This window comes from bacterium (assembly GCA_035549195.1).
GTDB lineage: Bacteria > Oederibacteriota > Muellerivitia > Muellerivitales > Muellerivitaceae > DASZRK01.
Genome location: DASZRK010000061.1, coordinates 12,909 through 32,393, shown reverse-complemented (window position 1 = coordinate 32,393; position 19,485 = coordinate 12,909). Strand labels below are relative to the sequence as shown.

15 protein-coding genes are annotated in these 19,485 nt (G+C 62.2%); 4 read left to right on the top strand and 11 right to left on the bottom strand.

Going from position 1 to position 19,485, the window contains the following annotated elements:
- The 4 genes from VHE12_11340 to VHE12_11325 form a co-directional block, all read right to left on the bottom strand.
- Window positions 1-4,147, bottom strand: a 4,147-nt coding sequence (locus tag VHE12_11340; protein HVZ81370.1) for a kelch repeat-containing protein, incomplete at its 3' end; no start/stop codon positions are given.
- A gap of 124 nt (window positions 4,148-4,271) precedes the next feature.
- Window positions 4,272-5,027 carry a 7-cyano-7-deazaguanine synthase QueC gene (gene queC / locus VHE12_11335; GenBank protein ID HVZ81369.1) on the bottom strand — a complete coding sequence of 252 codons (756 nt, stop codon included), beginning with the start codon at window positions 5,025-5,027 and terminating at the stop codon, window positions 4,272-4,274.
- A gap of 174 nt (window positions 5,028-5,201) precedes the next feature.
- Window positions 5,202-5,849, bottom strand: coding sequence for a radical SAM protein (locus VHE12_11330; protein HVZ81368.1), 648 nt, complete (start codon window positions 5,847-5,849; stop codon window positions 5,202-5,204).
- Window positions 5,850-5,875: 26 nt separating this feature from the next.
- Entirely contained in the window at window positions 5,876-6,823 is a 948-nt protein-coding gene (locus VHE12_11325; protein ID HVZ81367.1) for a transposase, read from the bottom strand.
- 113 nt (window positions 6,824-6,936) lie between these two features.
- Between VHE12_11325 and VHE12_11320 the strand changes: the two genes are divergently transcribed.
- Entirely contained in the window at window positions 6,937-7,404 is a 468-nt protein-coding gene (locus VHE12_11320; GenBank protein ID HVZ81366.1) for a hypothetical protein, read from the top strand.
- Window positions 7,401-8,642, top strand: coding sequence for a DCC1-like thiol-disulfide oxidoreductase family protein (locus VHE12_11315; protein ID HVZ81365.1), 1,242 nt, complete (start codon window positions 7,401-7,403; stop codon window positions 8,640-8,642). Before VHE12_11320 ends, VHE12_11315 begins: the two co-directional genes overlap by 4 nt.
- Window positions 8,643-8,645: 3 nt before the next feature.
- Here the strand turns inward: VHE12_11315 and VHE12_11310 are convergent, their stop codons facing one another.
- The gene (locus VHE12_11310) at window positions 8,646-11,753 is read right to left on the bottom strand and encodes a hypothetical protein (GenBank protein ID HVZ81364.1); all 3,108 of its coding nucleotides are present in this window, start codon (window positions 11,751-11,753) and stop codon (window positions 8,646-8,648) included.
- A gap of 238 nt (window positions 11,754-11,991) precedes the next feature.
- Here VHE12_11310 and VHE12_11305 point away from each other — a divergent pair, with 238 nt between their 5' ends.
- Together VHE12_11305 and VHE12_11300 are read left to right on the top strand one after the other, a co-directional pair.
- Entirely contained in the window at window positions 11,992-12,528 is a 537-nt protein-coding gene (locus VHE12_11305; protein ID HVZ81363.1) for a hypothetical protein, read from the top strand.
- A gap of 146 nt (window positions 12,529-12,674) precedes the next feature.
- Complete coding sequence (locus VHE12_11300) at window positions 12,675-12,875, top strand: cold-shock protein (protein HVZ81362.1); 201 nt, start codon at window positions 12,675-12,677, stop codon at window positions 12,873-12,875.
- A 201-nt stretch (window positions 12,876-13,076) separates the two neighbouring features.
- On the opposite strand, the gene VHE12_11295 is transcribed toward VHE12_11300, so the two are convergent.
- The 6 genes from VHE12_11295 to VHE12_11270 form a co-directional block, all read right to left on the bottom strand.
- Window positions 13,077-13,721, bottom strand: a complete 645-nt coding sequence (locus VHE12_11295) for a hypothetical protein (GenBank protein ID HVZ81361.1) — start codon at window positions 13,719-13,721, stop codon at window positions 13,077-13,079.
- Complete coding sequence (locus VHE12_11290) at window positions 13,718-14,365, bottom strand: hypothetical protein (protein ID HVZ81360.1); 648 nt, start codon at window positions 14,363-14,365, stop codon at window positions 13,718-13,720. Before VHE12_11290 ends, VHE12_11295 begins: the two co-directional genes overlap by 4 nt.
- Before the next feature lie 134 nt (window positions 14,366-14,499).
- Window positions 14,500-15,048 carry a cob(I)yrinic acid a,c-diamide adenosyltransferase gene (locus VHE12_11285; GenBank protein ID HVZ81359.1) on the bottom strand — a complete coding sequence of 183 codons (549 nt, stop codon included), beginning with the start codon at window positions 15,046-15,048 and terminating at the stop codon, window positions 14,500-14,502.
- Between the two features lie 54 nt (window positions 15,049-15,102).
- Window positions 15,103-15,456, bottom strand: coding sequence for a PilZ domain-containing protein (locus tag VHE12_11280; GenBank protein HVZ81358.1), 354 nt, complete (start codon window positions 15,454-15,456; stop codon window positions 15,103-15,105).
- A gap of 321 nt (window positions 15,457-15,777) precedes the next feature.
- On the bottom strand, window positions 15,778-19,080 hold the full coding sequence (gene carB, locus VHE12_11275) for a carbamoyl-phosphate synthase large subunit (GenBank protein ID HVZ81357.1): 3,303 nt from the start codon (window positions 19,078-19,080) through the stop codon (window positions 15,778-15,780).
- Entirely contained in the window at window positions 19,073-19,405 is a 333-nt protein-coding gene (locus VHE12_11270; GenBank protein ID HVZ81356.1) for a hypothetical protein, read from the bottom strand. Before VHE12_11270 ends, carB begins: the two co-directional genes overlap by 8 nt.
- Window positions 19,406-19,485: the final 80 nt, after the last annotated feature.

Below are 19,485 nucleotides of genomic sequence, written 5' to 3'. Positions count from 1 at the left end.
TGTCCGTGGGGGTAGTGGTCGGCGAAGCCGAAGGCGTAGCGGTGAGCGTAGCCGACGGAGTCGGCGTAGTCGAATTCGTCACGGTCGGAGTGGCGCTATCTGTCGCGGTGTCCGTCGGCGTATCGGTACCCGTATCGGTGGCGGTGGAGGTGGGGGTGTAGGAGAAGACCGGGGTATCGGTCACGGTCGAGGTCGGGGTCGAGGTGGCCGTATCCGTCCCCGTGGAACTGGCGGTCCGGGTCGCGGTGTCGGTGGAGGTCCGGCTGGCCGTGGAAGTGGGCGTCTGCGAAGCCGTGGAAGTAGGGCTATCCGTCGGGGTTGGCGTAGCGGTGTCCGTTCCTGTGTCCGTGGCGGTCGCGCTGGGCGTATCGGTCCCGGTGTCCGTCGGTGTATCGGTGGCCGTGGAGGTGGGCGTCTGCGAAACCGTGGAAGTAGGGCTATCCGTAGGGGTTGGAGTGGCGGTGTCCGTTCCCGTGTCCGTGGCGGTGGAACTGGCGGTCCGGGTCGGGCTGTCCGTCGGGGTCCACGTGGCGCTATCCGTGGGAGTAGCGCTAGGACTATCGGTGGCCGTGGAAGTGGCACTGTCCGTCGGAGAAAGGGTCACGGTGGAGGTGGGACTGTCGGTGGCGCTATCGGTGGGACTTTCGGTGGGAGTGTCCGTTGAGGTCAGTATCGGGCTGTCCGTCGGGGAAAGGGTCGCGGTGGAAGTGGGACTATCAGTGGCGCTATCGGCGGGACTTTCGGTGGGGGTGTCCGTTGAGGTCGGTGTCGGACTGTCCGTTGGGGATGGGGTGGGGGAATCGGTGGGGGTCTGGCTTGCGGTGGAGGTCGAGGTCAGGGTGGGCGTGGACGTGGCGGGCAGTTGGGGGGAATACCAGATATCGCTCCTGTTCGGGAACCCGCCCAGGACCCAAAGACGGTTGGAAAAAACGGCGGAACCGAAGGAATCCCGGATGGAAAAGGACGCGGCGGCCGTTTCCTCGTTCCAAGAGACCCCATCCGAAGAGCTCCAAACGTCGTTATGGTCGTTGGAAAAGTCGTAGCCCCCGATCAACCACATCCTGCCGCCATAGACCAAAAGACCGAATTCCTCCCGCGGTCCGAAGAGCGAGGAGGAGGCCAGTTGGATCCAGGTCACCCCATCGGTGGACTTCCAAACGTCCGACCCCGCCGGGCCGCCGGTGACCCCGCCCACGACATAAACCGCCCCGTTCAGGACGGCGGCCCCAAAGTTGTACCGGGGCGAAAAATCCGCATTGGCCCGCACCTTGGTCCAGTTGACCCCGTTCGGGGAGTTCCAGACATCGTTCAGATAGCCGCCGGCGGTACTGTACCCACCCACGACCCAAAGCTTGCCGTTGAAAACGAAGGAAACGTGCCCGCTTCGCGCCGGGAAGGCGCCCGCGGTCTGTTCGGTCCAATGGCTCCCGTCCGGAGAGCTCCAGACATCCGCCAGGGCCCCGGTCGCCTGATCGTAACCCGCGATCACCCACAATTGACCGTTGAAGACCGTCAAGGTCTGCCAAGCCCTCCCCGGGAAAGGCGCGGTCGTGACAAGGGTCCAGTTGGTCCCATCCACCGAATTCCAGACCTCCTGGTCGCTGACACCCCCTTCACCCCCGACCAACCAAAGGCTGCCGTTGAATTCCACGGCGGAGCTCCCGTATTTTCCCCCGATGGAATTCGGCGGGAACGCCGGGTCGGACAAGTACCAGTTCGCCCCCGGCCCCGCGAGGGGCGTCGGGGTGATGGTGGGGCTGGACGTGGGGCTGAAGGTCGCGGTGGGGGTCGGAGACGGAAGCCCGGCGTCATGGAAGACAAGGACCCGGTTGTCCACCGTATCCGCCACGACCAATGCGTTCCCGATCCCCGCCAGGGCATAGGGCGATGAGAAATTACCCGGGTCGGGACAGGTCCCGTACCCCGTCCTCAAACGCGAGGAGTTGGTGAGGCCCGTCTGACCGAGCACATGGTCCGCCGAAGGGTCCAAACCCGTCGGCTCGGAATCGAATTCCAGCACCCGGTGATTGCCCGTGTCGGCCACGAAGATCCGAACGCCATCCCCACCGACCCCCAAGGGCCCCTTGAGCGTATATCCAGTGGCTGTCCCCCCTTGGTTGGCGAGGGCCGCCGTCATGCTGGTCTGTCCCAGGACGAGATCCGCGGGGGCGTTGTTGGTGACGGGAATGGAGTTGTACACCAGGACCCGGTTGTTCCCGGGATCGCATATATAAAGTTTGTTGCCGCTCCAGTAAAGCCCCACGGGCTGGTTGAGGGTCTGGGAGGTGGGGGCGGATAGTCCTTGGTTGGCCGCGGTCACGCCCATCCCCGTCTGGCCGATCACCACATCCGCCGCGGCGTTGGGACCGGCTGGGACGTTGTTGAAGACCAGCACCCGGTTGTTCAGGCTGTCCGCCACGAGGAGTTTGGCCCCGACCCGGAGGAGCGCCGTGGGGAAATCCAGCGTATTCGCCCCAGGAACCCCGCCCTGGTTGACCAAAGAGGTCCCCATGGAAGCTTGGCCCACCACCACGTCGGCGGGGGCCCCGTTATAGGAGGGGACATTGTTGTAGATAAGGACCCGGTTCTGACCCGCATCGGAAACGAACAACTTCGTCCCATCCGCCGCAACGCCGAAGGGACCGTTCAGGACCGAGGCGGAAATGGTGGAAGAAAAGGCCGTGAAATTGGCTTGTCCGACGACCCGGATGGCCGTGACGCCGTTGGAGTCGGGCAATCCCGGATACATGAGGACCCGCCCCCCTGACTGGTCCGCGACATACAGATAGGTCCCGTCATAGGCCACTCCCGATGGAATGCTGAGGTTCCAGGCGTCCTTCGTAACGCCCCGCTGGTTGGCCAGGTTGGAATTGAAATCCGGTTGTCCTAGGACAAAGTCGGCGGGGGTATTGTTCGTGACGGGCATGGAATCGAAGACCATCACCCGGTTGTTGTTGAAATCGGACACATAGAGCCGGGTGCCGTCCCCGGCGACGCCATCGGGGGTGTTCAAGCCCCGCGAATTGGTCCCGATCCCCGAATCGACGAGGTTGGAATTGAGGTCCGTTTGGCCGACGACCAGGGTGGCCGAAGCGCCCGTCCCGCTGGGAAGTCCGGCGTATTCAAGGACGCGGTCGTTCCCCGCATCCGCCACCCAAAGGTTCCCGTTCAACAGGATCGCCTGGGAGGGAGAAGCGAGGGAAGAGGCCGAGGTGCTTCCCCCTTGGTTCGCGGTGCCCGTGGTCATGTTGAGCTGTCCCACCACCGAATCCGCCGGGGCGTTATTGCTCACGGGGGCGCTATTGAAGACAAGGACCCGGTTGTTCCCACGGTCCACCACGATCAGGGTGGTCCCCGCCCCATAGACATATTGGGGGTTGCTCAGGGTCTGGGAGGTCGGGGCGGCGAGCCCTTGGTTGGCGGTCTTGGTGGTGGACAAGGCTTGGCCGATGATAAAGTCCGCCGGGGCGTTATTGGTGACCGGAATGCTGTTGAAGAACAACACCCGGTTGTTCGAACTATCGGCGATATAGAGGTGGGTTCCGTCGCTATAGACCCCGCCCGGGGCGTTGAGGGTATGGATGGTCGGATTGGCGCTGCCTTGATTGGCGCTGGTGGTCGTGAAACCGGTCTGCCCTACCACGACCGACGCCGAGGTCCCGCTGCTCCCGGGAAGTCCATTGAAGATCAGCACCCGGTTATTGGAAGTGTCGGCCACATAAAATCGGGTCCCGTCATAATAACTGCCCAGGTTGGTGGAAAGGCTGTTCGACGAGGCCGGCCCTTCCCCGGCCTGGGGGCCCCGATTGGCCGCCATTCCCGAATTGATGTCGCAAAGACCCAAGACCAGGTCCGCTCCCGTATTCCAAGTGGCGGGCGGCGAATTAAAGAAGACCACCCGGGAATTTTGGGAATCATTGACGAACAAGTGGGTCCCATCGGAATAGACCCGATAGGGGTGATAAAAGGTATTGGCCAGGGTATCGGCCCGGTAGGATGCGTTCTGGGTGAAGGTTTGGAACCCCACGACCTGATCCGCGGATTGGCCGTCGGTAAAGGCCGAAAGGGGCCGTGGGAAGGCCGCGAAGGCACCCAGGAAGAGGAAGGTCAGGCTGGCAAGCCGAAGGGTCTTTTGGATAATTCCCATCCGATAAAAGCGAGACTCATAGGTGTGGTTCAAAGAGCGAGGGAATGGATTTTAACCCGCCCGGGGACCATCTTGCGCCATAAAGGTCGGTCAGAAAACCGTCAAATCCCTGGAAATTCAGGGCTCAAGAAAAGACCGGGTCCTTTTGGCCGACTTCCAGGAACCCCTTGGCGCGGAGCAGGCAGGAATCGCAGCGGCCGCAGGGCTTCCAGGCGCCCACCCATTCCCGTTCGGAATGGGTGCGACCAAACCTTGTCCCACGGCTTGTGGCCTTGGGGACAGGCTCGGGGTCGTAGCAAGAATGGGTCATGCCGTAGTCCACACCCAGCTTCAAGCCCGTCCGGATGATCCGGGCCTTGCTCATCCTTATAAGAGGCGTGTGGACCTTGAGCTTCCACTTTCCCTCGACCCCCTTCTTGGTGGCGAGTTGGGCCAGGCGCTCATAGGCGCGGATGAACTCGGGCCGGCAATCAGGATAGCCGCTGTAATCCAGCGCATTCACCCCGATGAAGATATCTTCCGCACCCAATACCTCGGCCCAAGCCAGGGCCAGCGAAAGAAAGACCGTGTTGCGGGCGGGAACATAGGTGGAGGGGATGCCCTGGGCCATGGCCTGGAGGCTACGTTGTTTGGGCACCTTGATCTTCTTATCGGTCAGGGCGGACCCCCCGAAGGCGGTCAAGGGCACTTCCAGTTCCAGGTGCCGCTTCACCCGGTAGGCCTTGGCGACCTCGCGGGCGGCCTGGACCTCGACCTTATGCCGTTGGCCGTAGGAAAGGGTCAGGGCATAGAGTTCGAAACCCTTGGACTTGGCGATGGCCAGGCAGGTGGTGGAATCCAGTCCGCCGGAAACGAGGACGACCGCTTTTTTCTTAGCCAAGGCCGCACCCCGATCCACCGCCAAGACGCCAAGACGCCAAGGACAGCGAATACCCTGCACGGCCCAAGGAAGACGAACGGGGCGAACCTTCCGTCGAAAGGGATCTTCCAAGAAGAAAAGCCGTCCACCGATCCCGGTTTTCTTGGCGGCTTGGCGGCTTGGCGGTCCACATGGTCAGCGCCCCTTCGTTTCGTTCGGCCAGATGTATTTATGGAGCTGGAGGTTCAACCGGACCGGAAGTTTGTCGCGCGTGATCCACTCGGACAACATCGCCGGGTCCAATTCGCCGTGGGAGGGGGAGAAAAGCAAGGTGAACTTCCCCGCCAGGCCGAAGCGACCGATGACATCCCGGGCATAGTCGTAGTCGACCGGGTCCCTCAAGACGAACTTGACCTCGTCCTGGCCGGGAATGAGCTTGCCCAGATTATCCCAGAGGTTCCTTTTTTCCTCGCCCGACCCCGGGCACTTCACGTCCATGATCTTCACCACGGCTTGGGGGACCGGCCCCAGGTCCACCGCGCCGCTGGTTTCCAGGAGCACCTGATAGCCCTTGGCCAGGAGCCGTTCCATCAGGGGGATCGCGCCGGCCTGCTCCAAAGGCTCCCCCCCGGTCAATTCCACGAGCTTCACCCCGAAGGAGTCCACCTGGCCCAGGACGTCCTCCAGGGGCATTTCCTTCCCCTCATGGAACGCGTAGGCCGTGTCGCACCAAACACAGCGGAGGGAACAGCCGGTCAAGCGCACGAAGACGCAGGGCTTCCCCGCCCAGGACGACTCGCCCTGGACGCTCAGGTAGATCTCATTGACCTTCACCGCCACCATCCCTCCTCCCCACAAAGGGGCCAGGCCTACATTTTACACTTTAGCACCCGGCGGGCGAAGCCGGGGTCCTGTTCCATCCGCCGCTTGACCCTGGCCCATTGGTTCCCCACCGCCGAGAAACCGACCCCCATTTGAATCCCGATCTCGCGCAAACTCAACCCCGACTCTTGCCGCAGCAGATAGATCGCCGCCGCCCGCCCTTCGCTCTTGCGGGAACCCCGGCGAAGGATCCCGGCCGGGTCCAATCCAAATTCCGCGCCCACCTTCGCCAACACCTTTTGGGGGGACTGGCGCACCACCGACCTTTGGTACTTCGGGATATCCGGGCCCCGTTGTTCCTTTCCCCTGTCTTGGACATGGTCCAAAAAAACTTCGCTGCCCAAATAGACCCTCGAACGCAGTTCCTCCCACGGGGACACCTTTTGACCGACCCCCTCCGCCACGAACTTTCGATAGGCCCTTTGGGCCTGTTCCCGCCCGCGGCCGAACCGGGACAGGATCCAATCGATTTCCAGCCAATTTTCCTTTCGGTCCAAGCCCGCCGTTGCCCGGTAACTGCTCCACTTCCAATCGCCCGGGGCCTTCACCATACGGGCCCGCACCGGGTTCAGGACCACATAGCGGCAGAGTTCCTGGAGGTAGGTTTCCTTCTCGACCACGATCGCCTTGAAGCGCCCCTGGAAGAGATGCCCGACCCGTTCATGACGTTTATTGAACCGCTGGGTATAGAGACCATTGAGGTGCCACATGGCCCGGGAAAGGTTGGACCCCGGCGTCTCCAGCAGGAGGTGATAGTGGTTGTCCATCAGGACCCAGGCATGACAGAGGACCCCTTCCTCCCGGATCACCTCCTCCAAAAGGCGGAGGAAAACCCAACGGTCCTTGTCGTCCAAAAAGATCCTTCGCCGCTCGTTGCCGCGGGAGGTCACATGATAAACGGCGCCTTCATAATGGATACGTCGGGGGCGGGGCATGGCCACATTTTATCCGTCCTCCTGGATCGGTAAAGTGTAAAATGTAGGCCTGGCCCCTTTGTGGGGAGGAGGTCTTTCGATAGAATCGCGGGAGTGCTTCGAAAGGGGAATCCATGAGGGTCCGGGCCTTGTTCCTCCTGCTCCTGGGTCTTTCCCAGGTCACCGGGGATCTCCTCCATTGGCAGGGCCTGGGCCAAGCCGCCCTGGCCACCGACGCCGCCCCGGCCCCGCAGGTCTTTTGCCGCTCCAACGGCGTGGAGAGCTTCGCCTGCCGCTACTACCTGGATTGGACCGACCAGGCGGGCACTGAGCATCAAGATCGCCTGGGCCCTTCGGTCCTGGACCGCATCCCCGGTCCCCTCGCCCGCCGCAGCATGTACCTGCGGATATTGACGGGCAACTGGGACGACCCCCATTCCATGACCGGGTCGGTCAAGCGTTACGCCCTCTGCGGTCCCCTCCTGGCGGAAATGGGCATCGACCGGTCCACGGTCCGCTGGCCCGCCCGCATCCGCATCATGACCCCCGGCGTCTCCCTTTTCCCCGAGGCCGACTTCCCCCTCGATGGCGGCTGCCCTTGAGGAACCAATGGACCGGCGGACAATACAGCCTCTTCCGCGCCCTGCTGGGCCTCTTCATGGCCCTTCACTTCCTAAGGCTCATCCCTTGGGGGACGGAGCTCTTTTCAAGCCAAGGCGCCCTGGCCCTCGCCGCTCAAAGCCATGCCTTTTCTTTCTTTCCGAACCCGCTCGCCTATTGGAACAGCCCGGGGTTCATCGGCCTCTTCCTGGCATCCGGAGTCTTGGCCGGGATTTGCCTGGCCATCGGGCTTTGGGACCGTTGGGCCGCGGTCTTCCTTTGGCTCATCGGCGCCTGCCTGCTGGACCGCAACCCGCTCATCCTCAATCCCCACCTCCCCTACCTCGGATGGCTCCTCTTGGCCCACGCCTGCCTGCCCCGGGCGCCTTATGGTTCCTGGGAAGCCCGGCGCCTGTCCGACCGGGGCGCCTCTTGGAGCTTTCCATCCGCCCTTTATGGCGCGGCCTGGCTGGTGGTCTCCTGGACCTATTCCTACAGCGGTTACCGGAAGGCCTTCACCCATTCCTGGACCGACGGCACGGCCCTGTCCTGGATCCTTCAACATCCCATGGCCCGGGACAATTCCGCGGCGCATCTCTTGGCCGCCCTGCCCGCCCCGCTCCTGGCGGCCTTAGGCTTCGGCGTGTTGCTGCTGGAATTCCTGAACGGTCCCCTGGCCTTGTTCCGGGTCCTCAGGCCCTGGGTTTGGGCCGCCGTCACCTGGATGCACCTGGTGATCCTGGCGGTCTTGGACTTCCCCGAACTGACCTTGGGGATGCTGGTCGTGCAAGGCTTCCTCTTCGACCCAGGATGGATCAAGCCCCGGAAGGTCGAGGGGACGCCGGTCCTCTTTTATGACGGAGCCTGCGGGCTTTGCCACCGGACGGTGGTGTTCATCCTGGCGGAGGACCGGCAACAACCGGCCTTCCGATTCGCGCCGCTCCAGGGGAAGGCATTTAAAAGAATGGTCCCGGCCAAGGTCCGCGCCGGGCTTCCCGACAGCCTGGTGGTCCGGACCCCCGGTGGGATCCTGTTGACCCGTTCCGACGCGGTGCTCTTTCTATTGGAAACAATGGGAGGGCTGTGGCGCCTGATGGCCTGGAAAGGGCGGCTGGTCCCTCGGGCCTGGAGGGACCGAGCCTATGACGTCGTGGCGAGGGTCCGGAGCCGGCTGTTCAAGAAGCCCAAGGACCTTTGCCCCTTGGGGCCCAAGGCCTGGGCCGCCCGCTTCGAGGCCTAAGGATCACTTCTTGTCGACCGCCGTCACCCAGTAATAGGACGTATGGTCCTTGGGCGAGATGGAGAACTTCAAGGCGCCCTTCTCCACCTTCGCCGGGACCGCGGCCTTCCGGTGCCCCGACTCGTCCAGGGGATAGACCGCGAACCGGGCGGAAGCCCCGACCCGGATGGACAGCGCCCCCTCGACCCCCTGCTGGAGGATGGGCGGGCCGCCCGCCTCCTTGAGCGCGGTGCGGGTGGGGTTATAGACCTGGCCGCTGTTCTCGGCCCGGGCCTGGGCGATGACGATAAAGGTCTTGGAACGGTCCAAGGGTTGCCGGTCCAAGGACAGGGCCACCACCGCCGCAAAAGGGTTGCGCTTGGCCAGCTTCATCGTGAAGCCGCTGGTCCCCAAAACTTGCTCCACCCCGATGTTCCCCACCAAGCCCTGGGCCTTGGGGCTATCGATCTTGAGGATGCCCTTGTCGAAGTCGAGGGATTCCTCCCCGGTCACGCTATCCACCCGCTTGCCCGAGGCGTCATAGAGCTTCTCGATGGACGCGATGTCGGCGGGCTTCCCCTCCCCCTTCCCCGTGAACTTCTTCACCACCCGGGCCACATAGGGCAGCCAGGGATGGTCGAAGAGCCAATCGCTCTTCATGCCGTTGGAAAGCACGTCCTTGTCCGAGAGGGGTTCCACCACCGTCACCGGGGAGGCCTTCAGGTAGCCCAGGCGGAAGATGAGCGCCCCCGCCTGGAAGAGGGGCTGGTCGTCCACCCGGTTGTTGATGTCGAAATTGGTCATGCGCACCGTCCCGGGCACGTCGATGCCGTGGTCGAACTGGAGCATGCCGTCCCAATCCTGCAGGCTCCCGTAGGCGGCCATGAGCATCGGCCCTTCGAGGCGGTACTCGTTGGGGAAACAGTCGTTCCACTCGGTGACGATGAGGGGTTTGTCCTCCACCGCGTCGTTCGACAGGCCGAAGACCAGCGAACCCTGGAAGGGGCTCAAGAGCTGGGAGGTGTTGTTCATGGGCGCGTGGGCCACGTTCTGCCAGCCCCCGGCGATGTTCCAGATCTGGGGATGGTCCCAATAGGCGTGGGTGTCCATGAAGTCGAGCGTGGCGTCCGAGCGGATGGAGCCCAGCACCGGCAGGCCCATGTTGCTGCCGGTCAAGAGGGCATGGGGGCTCAAGCCCGCCTGGAATTCCTTCATGTCCCGGTCCGCCCGGGTCACCTGCGCCAGGAGGAACTTCAAGGTGGCGTCGGCGTTCTCGGGATCCTTCACCGGCACCAGTTTCTGGGTCTCCCAGTCGAACTTGAAACGGGTGATGGCGCCCGGTCCGCCGGCGGCCGAATACATCTTCTGCAGTTCGTCCCAGTAGGGCTCGGGGAAATCCTGCGCGCCGAACCCCGAGAAGATCGAGGACTCGTTCGCGATCTCGTTGCCCACATAGGCCGGGTCGTCCTTCAAGGCGAGGCCCGTGTAGGGGTTCACGTGGCCGATGAGCTCCTGGGCGTACTTCTTCGTGAGCTCGATGACCTTGGGGTCGAAATGGATGACCCCCTTGGCGCCCGCTCCCAGGTCCTGCCAGGCCATCACCCCGTCCCCTTCCTTGAACTTCCGGTCCACCAGCCAGTCGGGGTAGAAATAGATGCCGTTCTTCTTCAAGGCCGCCAGGAGGTAGTCGAACTTCTCGACCTGCTCGGGCTTGAGGGTGAGGGTGTTGTCGGCCTTGGGATCGAAGAAGTTGTTGTCCGGGCTCCAACTGGCCTCGGGCATGTGGAAGCGCATGAGGTTGACCCCCAGCTTGGAGAGCCGCACGGCCAGGGCGTCGGCCTGGGCGTGGGTGGGGAAATTATTGGGCCCCACCAAGTCGCTCCCCCAGAAACGCACCCGGGTGCCGTCGGCGAAGGTGAAATGGCCGTCCTTCACGGTGACGAAGCCGTGCTTCCCGGCGGGTCGGTCGTTGAGGAAGGAGAGGTCGAGCGGCGCGTCGGCCGGGTCCTTGGGCGGGGTATAGGCGTACCAATCGGAGGTGTCGGACCTCTGCTCGGTGACCAGCAGGGTCGTGATGGCCTTGCCGTCAGCGTCCAGGAGCTTCAGGGCCAGGTCGTCGAACCAGCCCTTGCCCACGCAATTGCCCAGCCCCGCGTCCACCTGGGCCTGGGTGGCCCCGGTGGGAACGGCGTATTTCTTCTCGTAATAGGCCCAGTCGCTGTCACCGACCACTTTGCAGACCGAATCCTGCCATCCGCCCACCTGCTTGTTCTGGTCGTCCCGGAAGTCGATCCCCAGGCGGGCCGTTTCCCAGTTGTTCGCGCCCACGGTGACGCCCTTGGTCTTGACCCAACCCGAATAGACCACGAAGACCGGATGCTTATCCTTGAAGGAAACGTTCTGGCTGGCCAGGGTCCAGGCCGGGCTGTCGTTGGATTCCACCAGGCAATGGATCGAGTCGTGGCCGGGGCTCCCGATGCGGGCCTGCCCCCAATCGCCGCCGCCCGGCATCTCGAAGCCTGGGTTGAGCAGCCAGTTGTCCGAACGGACGTCCGAGGGGGCCTTCCGGTCCGGATGGGTGGGTTGGCCCGGGGCCAGGGGCTTCTGGTCATAGTCGTAAACAGTGAGGGCCAGGCGGCTGAACCAGGCCTTGCCCGTGCAGTTCCCCAGCGAGATCTCGGTGGTGACCCAGGCCGTTCCCGGCGGAGGGGTGAACTGGTTGGAATAGTATTCCCAATCATGGGTGCCCTGCACATTGGCGATGGGAGCGGGCCAATCCCCGGCGCGTTTGCCGTTGGCGTCGTAGAAGACGATGGTGATGCGGGCCACTTCCCAATCGTTCGGGCCCTTGACCACGTTCTCCGTCTTGAGCCATCCCGAGACCTCGAGGGCGGGGGGCAGGGGTTGGGGCAGGTCCACCCGCTGGCTGAACTCGGTCCACATGGGGCTTTTGTTCTCCAGGAAGGCCGCCGGAAAGCCCTCTGGGCCATCCACCAGGGTGGGGCTGTTGTTCCAGCCGCCCTGGGACCTGAAATCCCCGTTCACCAGCCAGTTCATCGAGGCCGCATCGGCGGCGAAGGAGCGGACCGCCGCCAGCGCCATCAAGACCAAAACCCCCAGGACATTCCTCATTCCATCCCCCTCTTTCCCACGCGTGATCCCCGCATCCTTCCTGCGCTACTTCATCCTACCTTACCCCGGCCGGGATGTGACCCCGCCAAGGTATTGGACGCCGGACCATCCCAAAGTGTCGTCCATCGCCCGGACCCTCGGTCCCCCCGGGCACCGGTAAACCCCGACCGGACCCAGCGGAAGGCCCTTTCCCGGTCTATGATACTTCCCATCCTAGGACCGAACGGAGACCCGCCCGATGCGCTGCATACCCGCTTGTCTTTTCCTTTTCATCCTGGCCTTGCCCCTCCGGGCCGAGTGGATCCAGGGGGACGGCTTTTCCTATTCCCTGGACGCGCCCGTGGGATGGGTCCTGGACCGGTCCCTGGCTTCCCAGGTCGAGGCCGACCTGGTCCTCTACCCGCAAGGCTCCTCCTACTACAAGGCCGATTCGGTCATCACCCTTTCGACGTTCGGGCTGGGCGGGAAGGTCAAGACCGTCCAGGACCTGGTCCAAAAGGACGCGCAGGACGGCAAGGCCTCGAACCCCAAGATGGAGATCCTGAAAGGTCCGATCCTTTCGACCAAACAATTGCGCTCGGTGCCGGTCTATCTCTACACCCGGCTCAAGGACGGCACCTGCGAGGCCGTGGCCTATGTGGGGGAGGAAGACCGTGTCATCCTCTTTGTCCTCTCCTGTCCCAATGTCCAGGTGCTCCACGAGGACCTGCCCGCCCTCAAGGAAACCGTGGGGTCCTATGGATCCCTGCCCGAAAAGGACGAGGACGCGCCTTGAGCCCACGCGCCTTAAACGGTAAATCCAAAGCGCGGAGCGGGATGAAAATCCTATACTTTTAGGCCCTTTTGGCTATCATAACCCGGTCTTCGGGACCGGCTGGCCCGGGACGGATCCAAATTTTTTTCGTGAAAGGTTGTCGCGGCATGGCACAAGGCACTGTGAAGTGGTTCAAGAACGATAAAGGCTACGGCTTCATCTCGCAGGATGGCGGAGAGGATGTTTTCGTGCACTTCTCCTCGATCCAGACCGACGGATTCAAGACCCTCAACGAGGGCGACCGCGTTGAGTTCGAGGTCACCCAAGGACAGAAGGGCCTGAAGGCCGAGAACGTTCGCAAGATCTAGTGTCTTGTAGGACCGCGAAAGCTCCCGGGCCACCGGGAGCTTTTTTTTTGCCAAAAAGCCGTCAAGAACAAGGTTCCAGGGGGGATGGCGTTCCACCCGCCGGACAATAGGGCGGGGTCGGACCAAGGACTGCGTCATCGTCAAAAGGAAGGGACCTTTCCCGGCCATACGCCCTTCCCGGCTTCACGGTCATAAGCCGCGTCACCAATCCCCGCATTTCGCGCTGGTGCGCCGGTAACTGGCGGGCGTGTCGATCTTGGCGTTCTCCCGCCGGTCCTCCGCCGCGAACTCCTTCTGGATCCGGTCCAGGATCGGTTTGATCCTGGCGTCCACCGCCGCCTGGGCCCGGGCCTGGTCCGCCGCCGTCCATGTTCTGCGGGAGGTCGGCAAGGCCGTCCGGGACAGTTCCTTCTTCAACAACGCCAAATATTTCTTGAAGGTCCTCGTGTTGATGGCCACATGGGTGTTCTCATGGTCCAGGATGGCCCTGTATTGACAGGACCCGACCGGGTATTGGCTGGAGACAAAGACTTCCATCCGGTTCACGTTGAATTCGAGGTTCAGGGTCTTGACCCAGAAGCGATAGGGCCCGCCGGGGCGTTCGGACCTGAGGTTCAGATCGTAATTGAACGACAGCTCATACTCGAAGAGGGTGAGCCCCGGCTCATGGGCCGCCCGGCTGGGGGCCTTGATGGAGCTCATGGATTCGATCTGGGCGGTGCTGTATTCATGGTGGTAGGAGGTCGGAACGACCTTGCTCTTGATCACCAGGGGCGTCCCCGCCCCAAGGCAGGGGGCCGCCAGCAGGAACAGGAGGCCCCAGGGCCGGAGCAGGACCGGCTTCACCCGCCGATCTCCCGCAAAAGACCGCCCCAGTCGGCCTTCCCCGTCATGAGCCCGGCGGCCTTGGTGAAGACCTCCAGGGACCGTCCGTCCTTCACGACCCGGGACGCCTGATAGGTGAACTGCCGCAGGTCCGGACGGGCCCGGAAATCCCACTGCCAGCCCCGGGAACGGCAGAGGGTCTCGCCCAGGTAGACCCCCACGATCCCCAGCCGGATCCTGGCATCCTCCTCGGTCAGGACCTCCTCCAGGAGCGCCGGAACGATCCGTTTCAGTCGCGACAAGGACCCGATCGAAAAATCGGGCCGGATCTCCCCCAGGTCCACTTCCACATTCCGCACCAAGCGGGTGATGAGCCTCCCCGACTGTCCCAGGTCGTTCTCGGAAGCGGAGGGCCGGGGAGACAGGTCCCCGGAGACCTCCCCGACCAGGGCCCGGGCCTTGTCCCGCCTTTGGAGGACGGCCCAAAGCCGGGCGAAGGCCAGGACCGCCGTATAGACACCGCCGAAGACCGCCAGGGTCGAAACGACCGGGGCCGGTAGGGCCGGAAAGAAGAGGGCGGGCCTCGAATTGTTGGCGACCGGGACCAGGGCCAGCAGGCCCGTCAGGAAGAACCAAGGCTTGGGGGAATGGAGTTTTGTGTTCAAGACCTATCCTTTGACCGCGAAGACGGGAAGTTTGCGAAGAAAAGCACCGGGGCCCGGCCTAAACAAAGCACCTTATCAAACCCGCCTTTTGCCCCTCTTCGCTCCCTTGCGGCGAACAGACCGTAGTTCCGCCGTTAGAATTCGATGCCTTCCTTGGACGGGGCCTTTTGGTCGAAGTAATGCTTCTCTTTGCGCATCTCGGTGACCAGGTCCGCCTTCTCCACCAGTTCGGGCCAGACCTGGTGGCCGGTCAGTACCAGTTCACAGCGGCGGTCCTTATCGTAAAGGGCAATGAGGTCCATGACCTCCTCTTTCGTCACGAGCTTGGTCATGACCGCGGCCAGGATCTCGTCGAGGATGACCAGGTCCCGCCCACCCTTTTCCAACAATTCCCTGGCTTTGGCCAGGGCCGCCTGGGCCTCCTCGAGATCCCCCGGCTCGTTCTTGAAGCGGAAGGCGTTGGGCCCCAGGACCCTTTCCTTCCCGAAGGGATAAAGCTCCAAGCCCTTCAGGCCCCGCAGGACCTTGCGTTCGGAATAGTGCTCGTTCACCCCGTCAAAACCCTTGTCGAACTGAACCAGGGCCACTTTCTTGCCGGCGCCGAGCGCGCGGACGGCGAGCCCGACCACGCTGGTGGTCTTGCCCTTGCCGTAACCGTAATAGACGTGGAGGCGGTGTTCCATGGGAGGATTCTAAAGGAGGAAGCGACCGGAAAGAACCGCGGGAAGAAGTAAAAGTCAGGCGTTATCGGCCTTACGGGCGATCCCCCGGACGGCCTTGCGAAGCTCGTTGTCGGCAAAAAGGAAGCGGACCCCGCAACGGCCGCCTTCGACCCAGATGACCTTGCCGTAGACCTCGACCATCCGGTCCAGGCCGACCTCGAAATTCAACTTGAGGATGAGGGAGGATTTGGAGAATTGTTCGGTCGCCAACAGGAGACCGCCCTCGCTGATGTTGTCGGCCTGGACCCAGATCGAGTCCTTCTGGACCTCGTAGATATTGCCGGACTTGGAAGGAAGGACGGGGAAGACCCGGACCGTCCTGCGGAAGCCTACGCGTTGGTATTGGCGCTTATCTTTGGCGGCTTCCATGTTCGATCCCCCGAGGATTCTTTGGCCCAAAAGATGTCCCTTCCCTTTCGCGGATTTTAACATCGGAACGGTTTTTTCCCACCGTTTCCTCGAGGAAGGACATCCAAAATCCGTCCTGGATATATACAGTAACTTGTGCCAAAAAGTTTCACGTTAACCGGAACAGCGGGAATCGTTGTCAGGAAGTGTTCTTATCGTCGTGGCAGGGATCGTTGCCGAATAGGCCACCGTTCCTAGCGGGGCCGCCGCATCGCGATCGTCCCGCCAGGCGCGGGCCACTCCCCGCGATGGCACCCCATGGGGGAGGTCAGCCCCGATCCTTCACGATCTTTCCGAATGGTGGTCCTGGAGCGGCTTCACGCGGATCTCCCGCTTCTTCAGGGCCTCGATACCGTTGGTGGCGGCGGCGCAGGCCGAGAGGGTCGTGATGCAGGGCACGTTGTAGACCACGGCCGTGCGGCGGATCTGGAAGTCGTCGGAACGGGGACCCTTCCCCGCCGGGGTGTTCATGATCAGTTGAATGCCGCCGTTCTTGATGAGGTCCACCACGTTGGGCCGGCCCTCATGGACCTTGCGCACCACCGTGACCTCCATGCCGTTGCTGGTCAAGGCCTGGGCGGTGCCCTGGGTGGCCACCAGCTTGAAGCCCATGTCGGAGAGGCGTTTGGCGATGAAGATGACCGTTCGCTTGTCCTTGTTCTTCACGGATACGAAGACGGTGCCCTGCATGGGCAGGCTGGAGTTGGCCGCCATCTGGCTCTTGGAGAAGGCCATGCCGAAGTCGGTGTCGATCCCCATGACCTCGCCGGTCGACTTCATCTCGGGACCCAGCACCGTATCGACGCCCGGGAAACGGTTGAAGGGGAACACCGATTCCTTCACCGCGATGTGTTTGAGGTAGGACACTTCCTTGACGCCCAATTGCTTGATGCTCTTGCCCGACATGAGCCGGGCGGCCACCTTGGCCCAGGAGGTGCCGGTGGCCTTGGAGACGAAGGGCACGGTCCGGGAAGCCCGGGGGTTCACTTCGAGCACATAGACCATGTCGTTCTTGATGGCGTATTGGACGTTCATCAATCCCCGCACCTTGAGGGACAGGGCCATTTCCTTCGTATATCTCTTGATCGTGGCGATCTGGTCCTCGCGCAGGGTATAGGGCGGGATGACGCAGGCCGAGTCGCCCGAATGGATGCCCGCCTCCTCGATGTGTTCCATGATGCCGGCGATGAGGACTTCCTTGCCGTCCGAGACGCAATCCACGTCCACTTCCAGGGCGTCCTCCAGGAAATGGTCCACCAGAATGGGCTTGTCGGGGGCCGCCTCGGCCGCCTTGGCCACGAACTCGTCGAGCGAGGACTCGTCATAGACGATCTCCATGGCCCGTCCGCCCAGCACATAGGAGGGGCGCACCACCACCGGGTACCCCACCTTGCGGGCGACCGGCTTGGCCTGCTTCACGTTCATGGCGATGCCGTTGTCCGGCTGGCGGATCTTGAGGCGTTTGAGCATGGCGCCGAAAAGCTTGCGGTCCTCGGCCACGTCGATGGATTCGGGGCTGGTGCCGATGATGGGGGCTCCCGCCTTCTTCAGGGGAACGGCCAGTTTCAGGGGCGTCTGGCCGCCGAACTGAACGATGACCCCCTTGGGGCGCTCCCGGTCCAGGATGTTCATCACATCCTCGAAGGTCAGGGGCTCGAAATAGAGGCGGTTCGAGGTGTCGTAATCGGTGGAGACGGTCTCGGGGTTGTTGTTGACCATGATGACCTCGAAGCCGTCGGCTTTGAGGGCGAAGGCCCCGTGCACGCAGCAATAGTCGAACTCGATGCCCTGGCCGATGCGGTTGGGACCGCCGCCCAGGATCATGATCTTATTCTCCTTCGTGGGGGCGGCTTCCGTATCTTTTCCCGAAAAGGAGGAACGACCCAGTTCATAGGTGGAATAAAGGTAAGGCGTGAAGGCCTCGAATTCGGCGGCACAGGTGTCCACCATCTTGTAGACCGGCTTGACGCCGTTCATCTTGCGGTAATTGCGGATGTCGGTCTCTTTCGCCTTGCAGAGGAAAGCCAATTGGGCGTCGGAGAAGCCCATCGCTTTGGCCCGGCGCAGCAATTCCACGGGGAGCTTGGACTTCAGTTTCCCGGCCCTGGAAGTTTGTTTCTCCAGTTCCTTCTCCAGGTCCACGATCTCCTTCATCTCATTCAGGAACCAGGGGTCGAGGGACGTCAACTTGTAGAGTTTCTCGATGCTGTAGTTCTGCCAGAGGGCCTGACGAACGAAGAAATGGCGCTGGGAGGTGGGCTTGCGGAGTTGGGCGTCCAGCAAGTCATGGGACAGGCCCCGGGGCTTGCGGGCGCCGGTCCTCTGCCACCGGCCTTCCTTCCACTCGCGCCCGTCGGCGCCAAAACCGATGGTGCCGGTCTCCATGGAACGCAGGGCCTTTTGGTAGCTTTCCTTGAAGGTACGCCCGATGGACATGGTCTCCCCCACGCTCTTCATGGAGGTATTGAGGATGTCCTCGGCGTCGGGGAACTTCTCGAAGGTGAACCGGGGGATCTTAGTGACAACGTAGTCGATCGAAGGCTCGAAGGCCGCCTTGGTGTAGCGGGTGATGTCGTTGAAGATCTCATCCAGACTGTAACCGACCGCCAGCTTCGCCGCGATCTTGGCGATGGGAAAACCCGTGGCCTTGGAGGCCAGGGCCGAGGAACGGGACACGCGGGGGTTCATCTCGATGACCACCATACGGCCCGTTTTGGGGTCCACGCCGAACTGGATGTTGGAACCGCCGGTATCGACGCCGATCTCCCGGATGCAGGCGATGGAGGCGTCCCGCATGCGCTGGTATTCCTTGTCGGTCAGGGTCTGGGCCGGGGCCACCGTCACCGAATCCCCGGTGTGGATGCCCATGGGGTCCATATTCTCAATGGAGCAGATGATGACCACGTTGTCCTTGAGGTCGCGCATGACCTCCATCTCGTACTCTTTCCAACCCAGGGCCGATTCCTCGACCAGGCATTGGTGGATGGGCGAAAGGTCCAGGCCTTTGGAGAGGATCTCCTCGAATTCCTGCCGGTTATAGGCGATGCCGCCGCCGGTGCCGCCCAAGGTGAAGGCGGGACGGATGATGCAGGGATAGCCATTGGTCTCGGCGAACCCGAGGCCTTCTTCCAAGGTCTTCACGGTGAGGGAATTGGGCAGGTCCAAACCGATCTTGAGCATGGCTTCTTTGAAGAGCTGGCGGTCTTCCGCCTTCTTGATGGCGGCAAGATTCGCCCCAATGAGTTCCACCTTGAATTCGTTCAGGATGCCGCGTTCGGCCAGGGCCACGGCGGTGTTCAGGGCCGTTTGGCCGCCCAAAGTGGGCAAAAGGGCGTCCGGGCGTTCCTTCTCGATGATCTTGGCGACCACGTCGGGCGTGATGGGCTCCACGTAGGTGCGGTGGGCGAATTCGGGATCGGTCATGATGGTGGCGGGGTTGGAATTGATGAGGATGACCTCGAAACCTTCTTCCTTCAGGGCCTTACAGCCCTGGGTACCGGAATAATCGAATTCGCAGGCCTGCCCAATGATGATGGGCCCCGCCCCGATGACCATGATCTTTTTGATGTCAGTACGTTTAGGCATACTTTCCCTTAAATGGTTTGATCTCGAACCCGCAACTCAAACACGACGTCGTCCAAGGTCGAAAGGGCATGAATTTTTTAAGATTCACGCAAAAAGTACCGGAACACTTTGGACAAACCGGCCCTGAAGTTTGCAAGTGTACATAAACTATCGACGCAGCCAACAAAACTGTAGCAAAGTTGATTAGCATTTTTGAACCAATCCCTTGTCCAAGAACCACCACCAGAAGCATCACCCCACCAACGACCAATCCAATTTTTATCCTAAAACGCATTTCCCCTATTTCTTTTCGGAACCTTGTGTTTTTTCCGTTCTTGATTTTCATCACGCCTCTTTAACGACTTATCGGTTATTAGATCCGACCATCTCTTCGAGCTCCCTGGACAAACACCTCGAATCATGCGG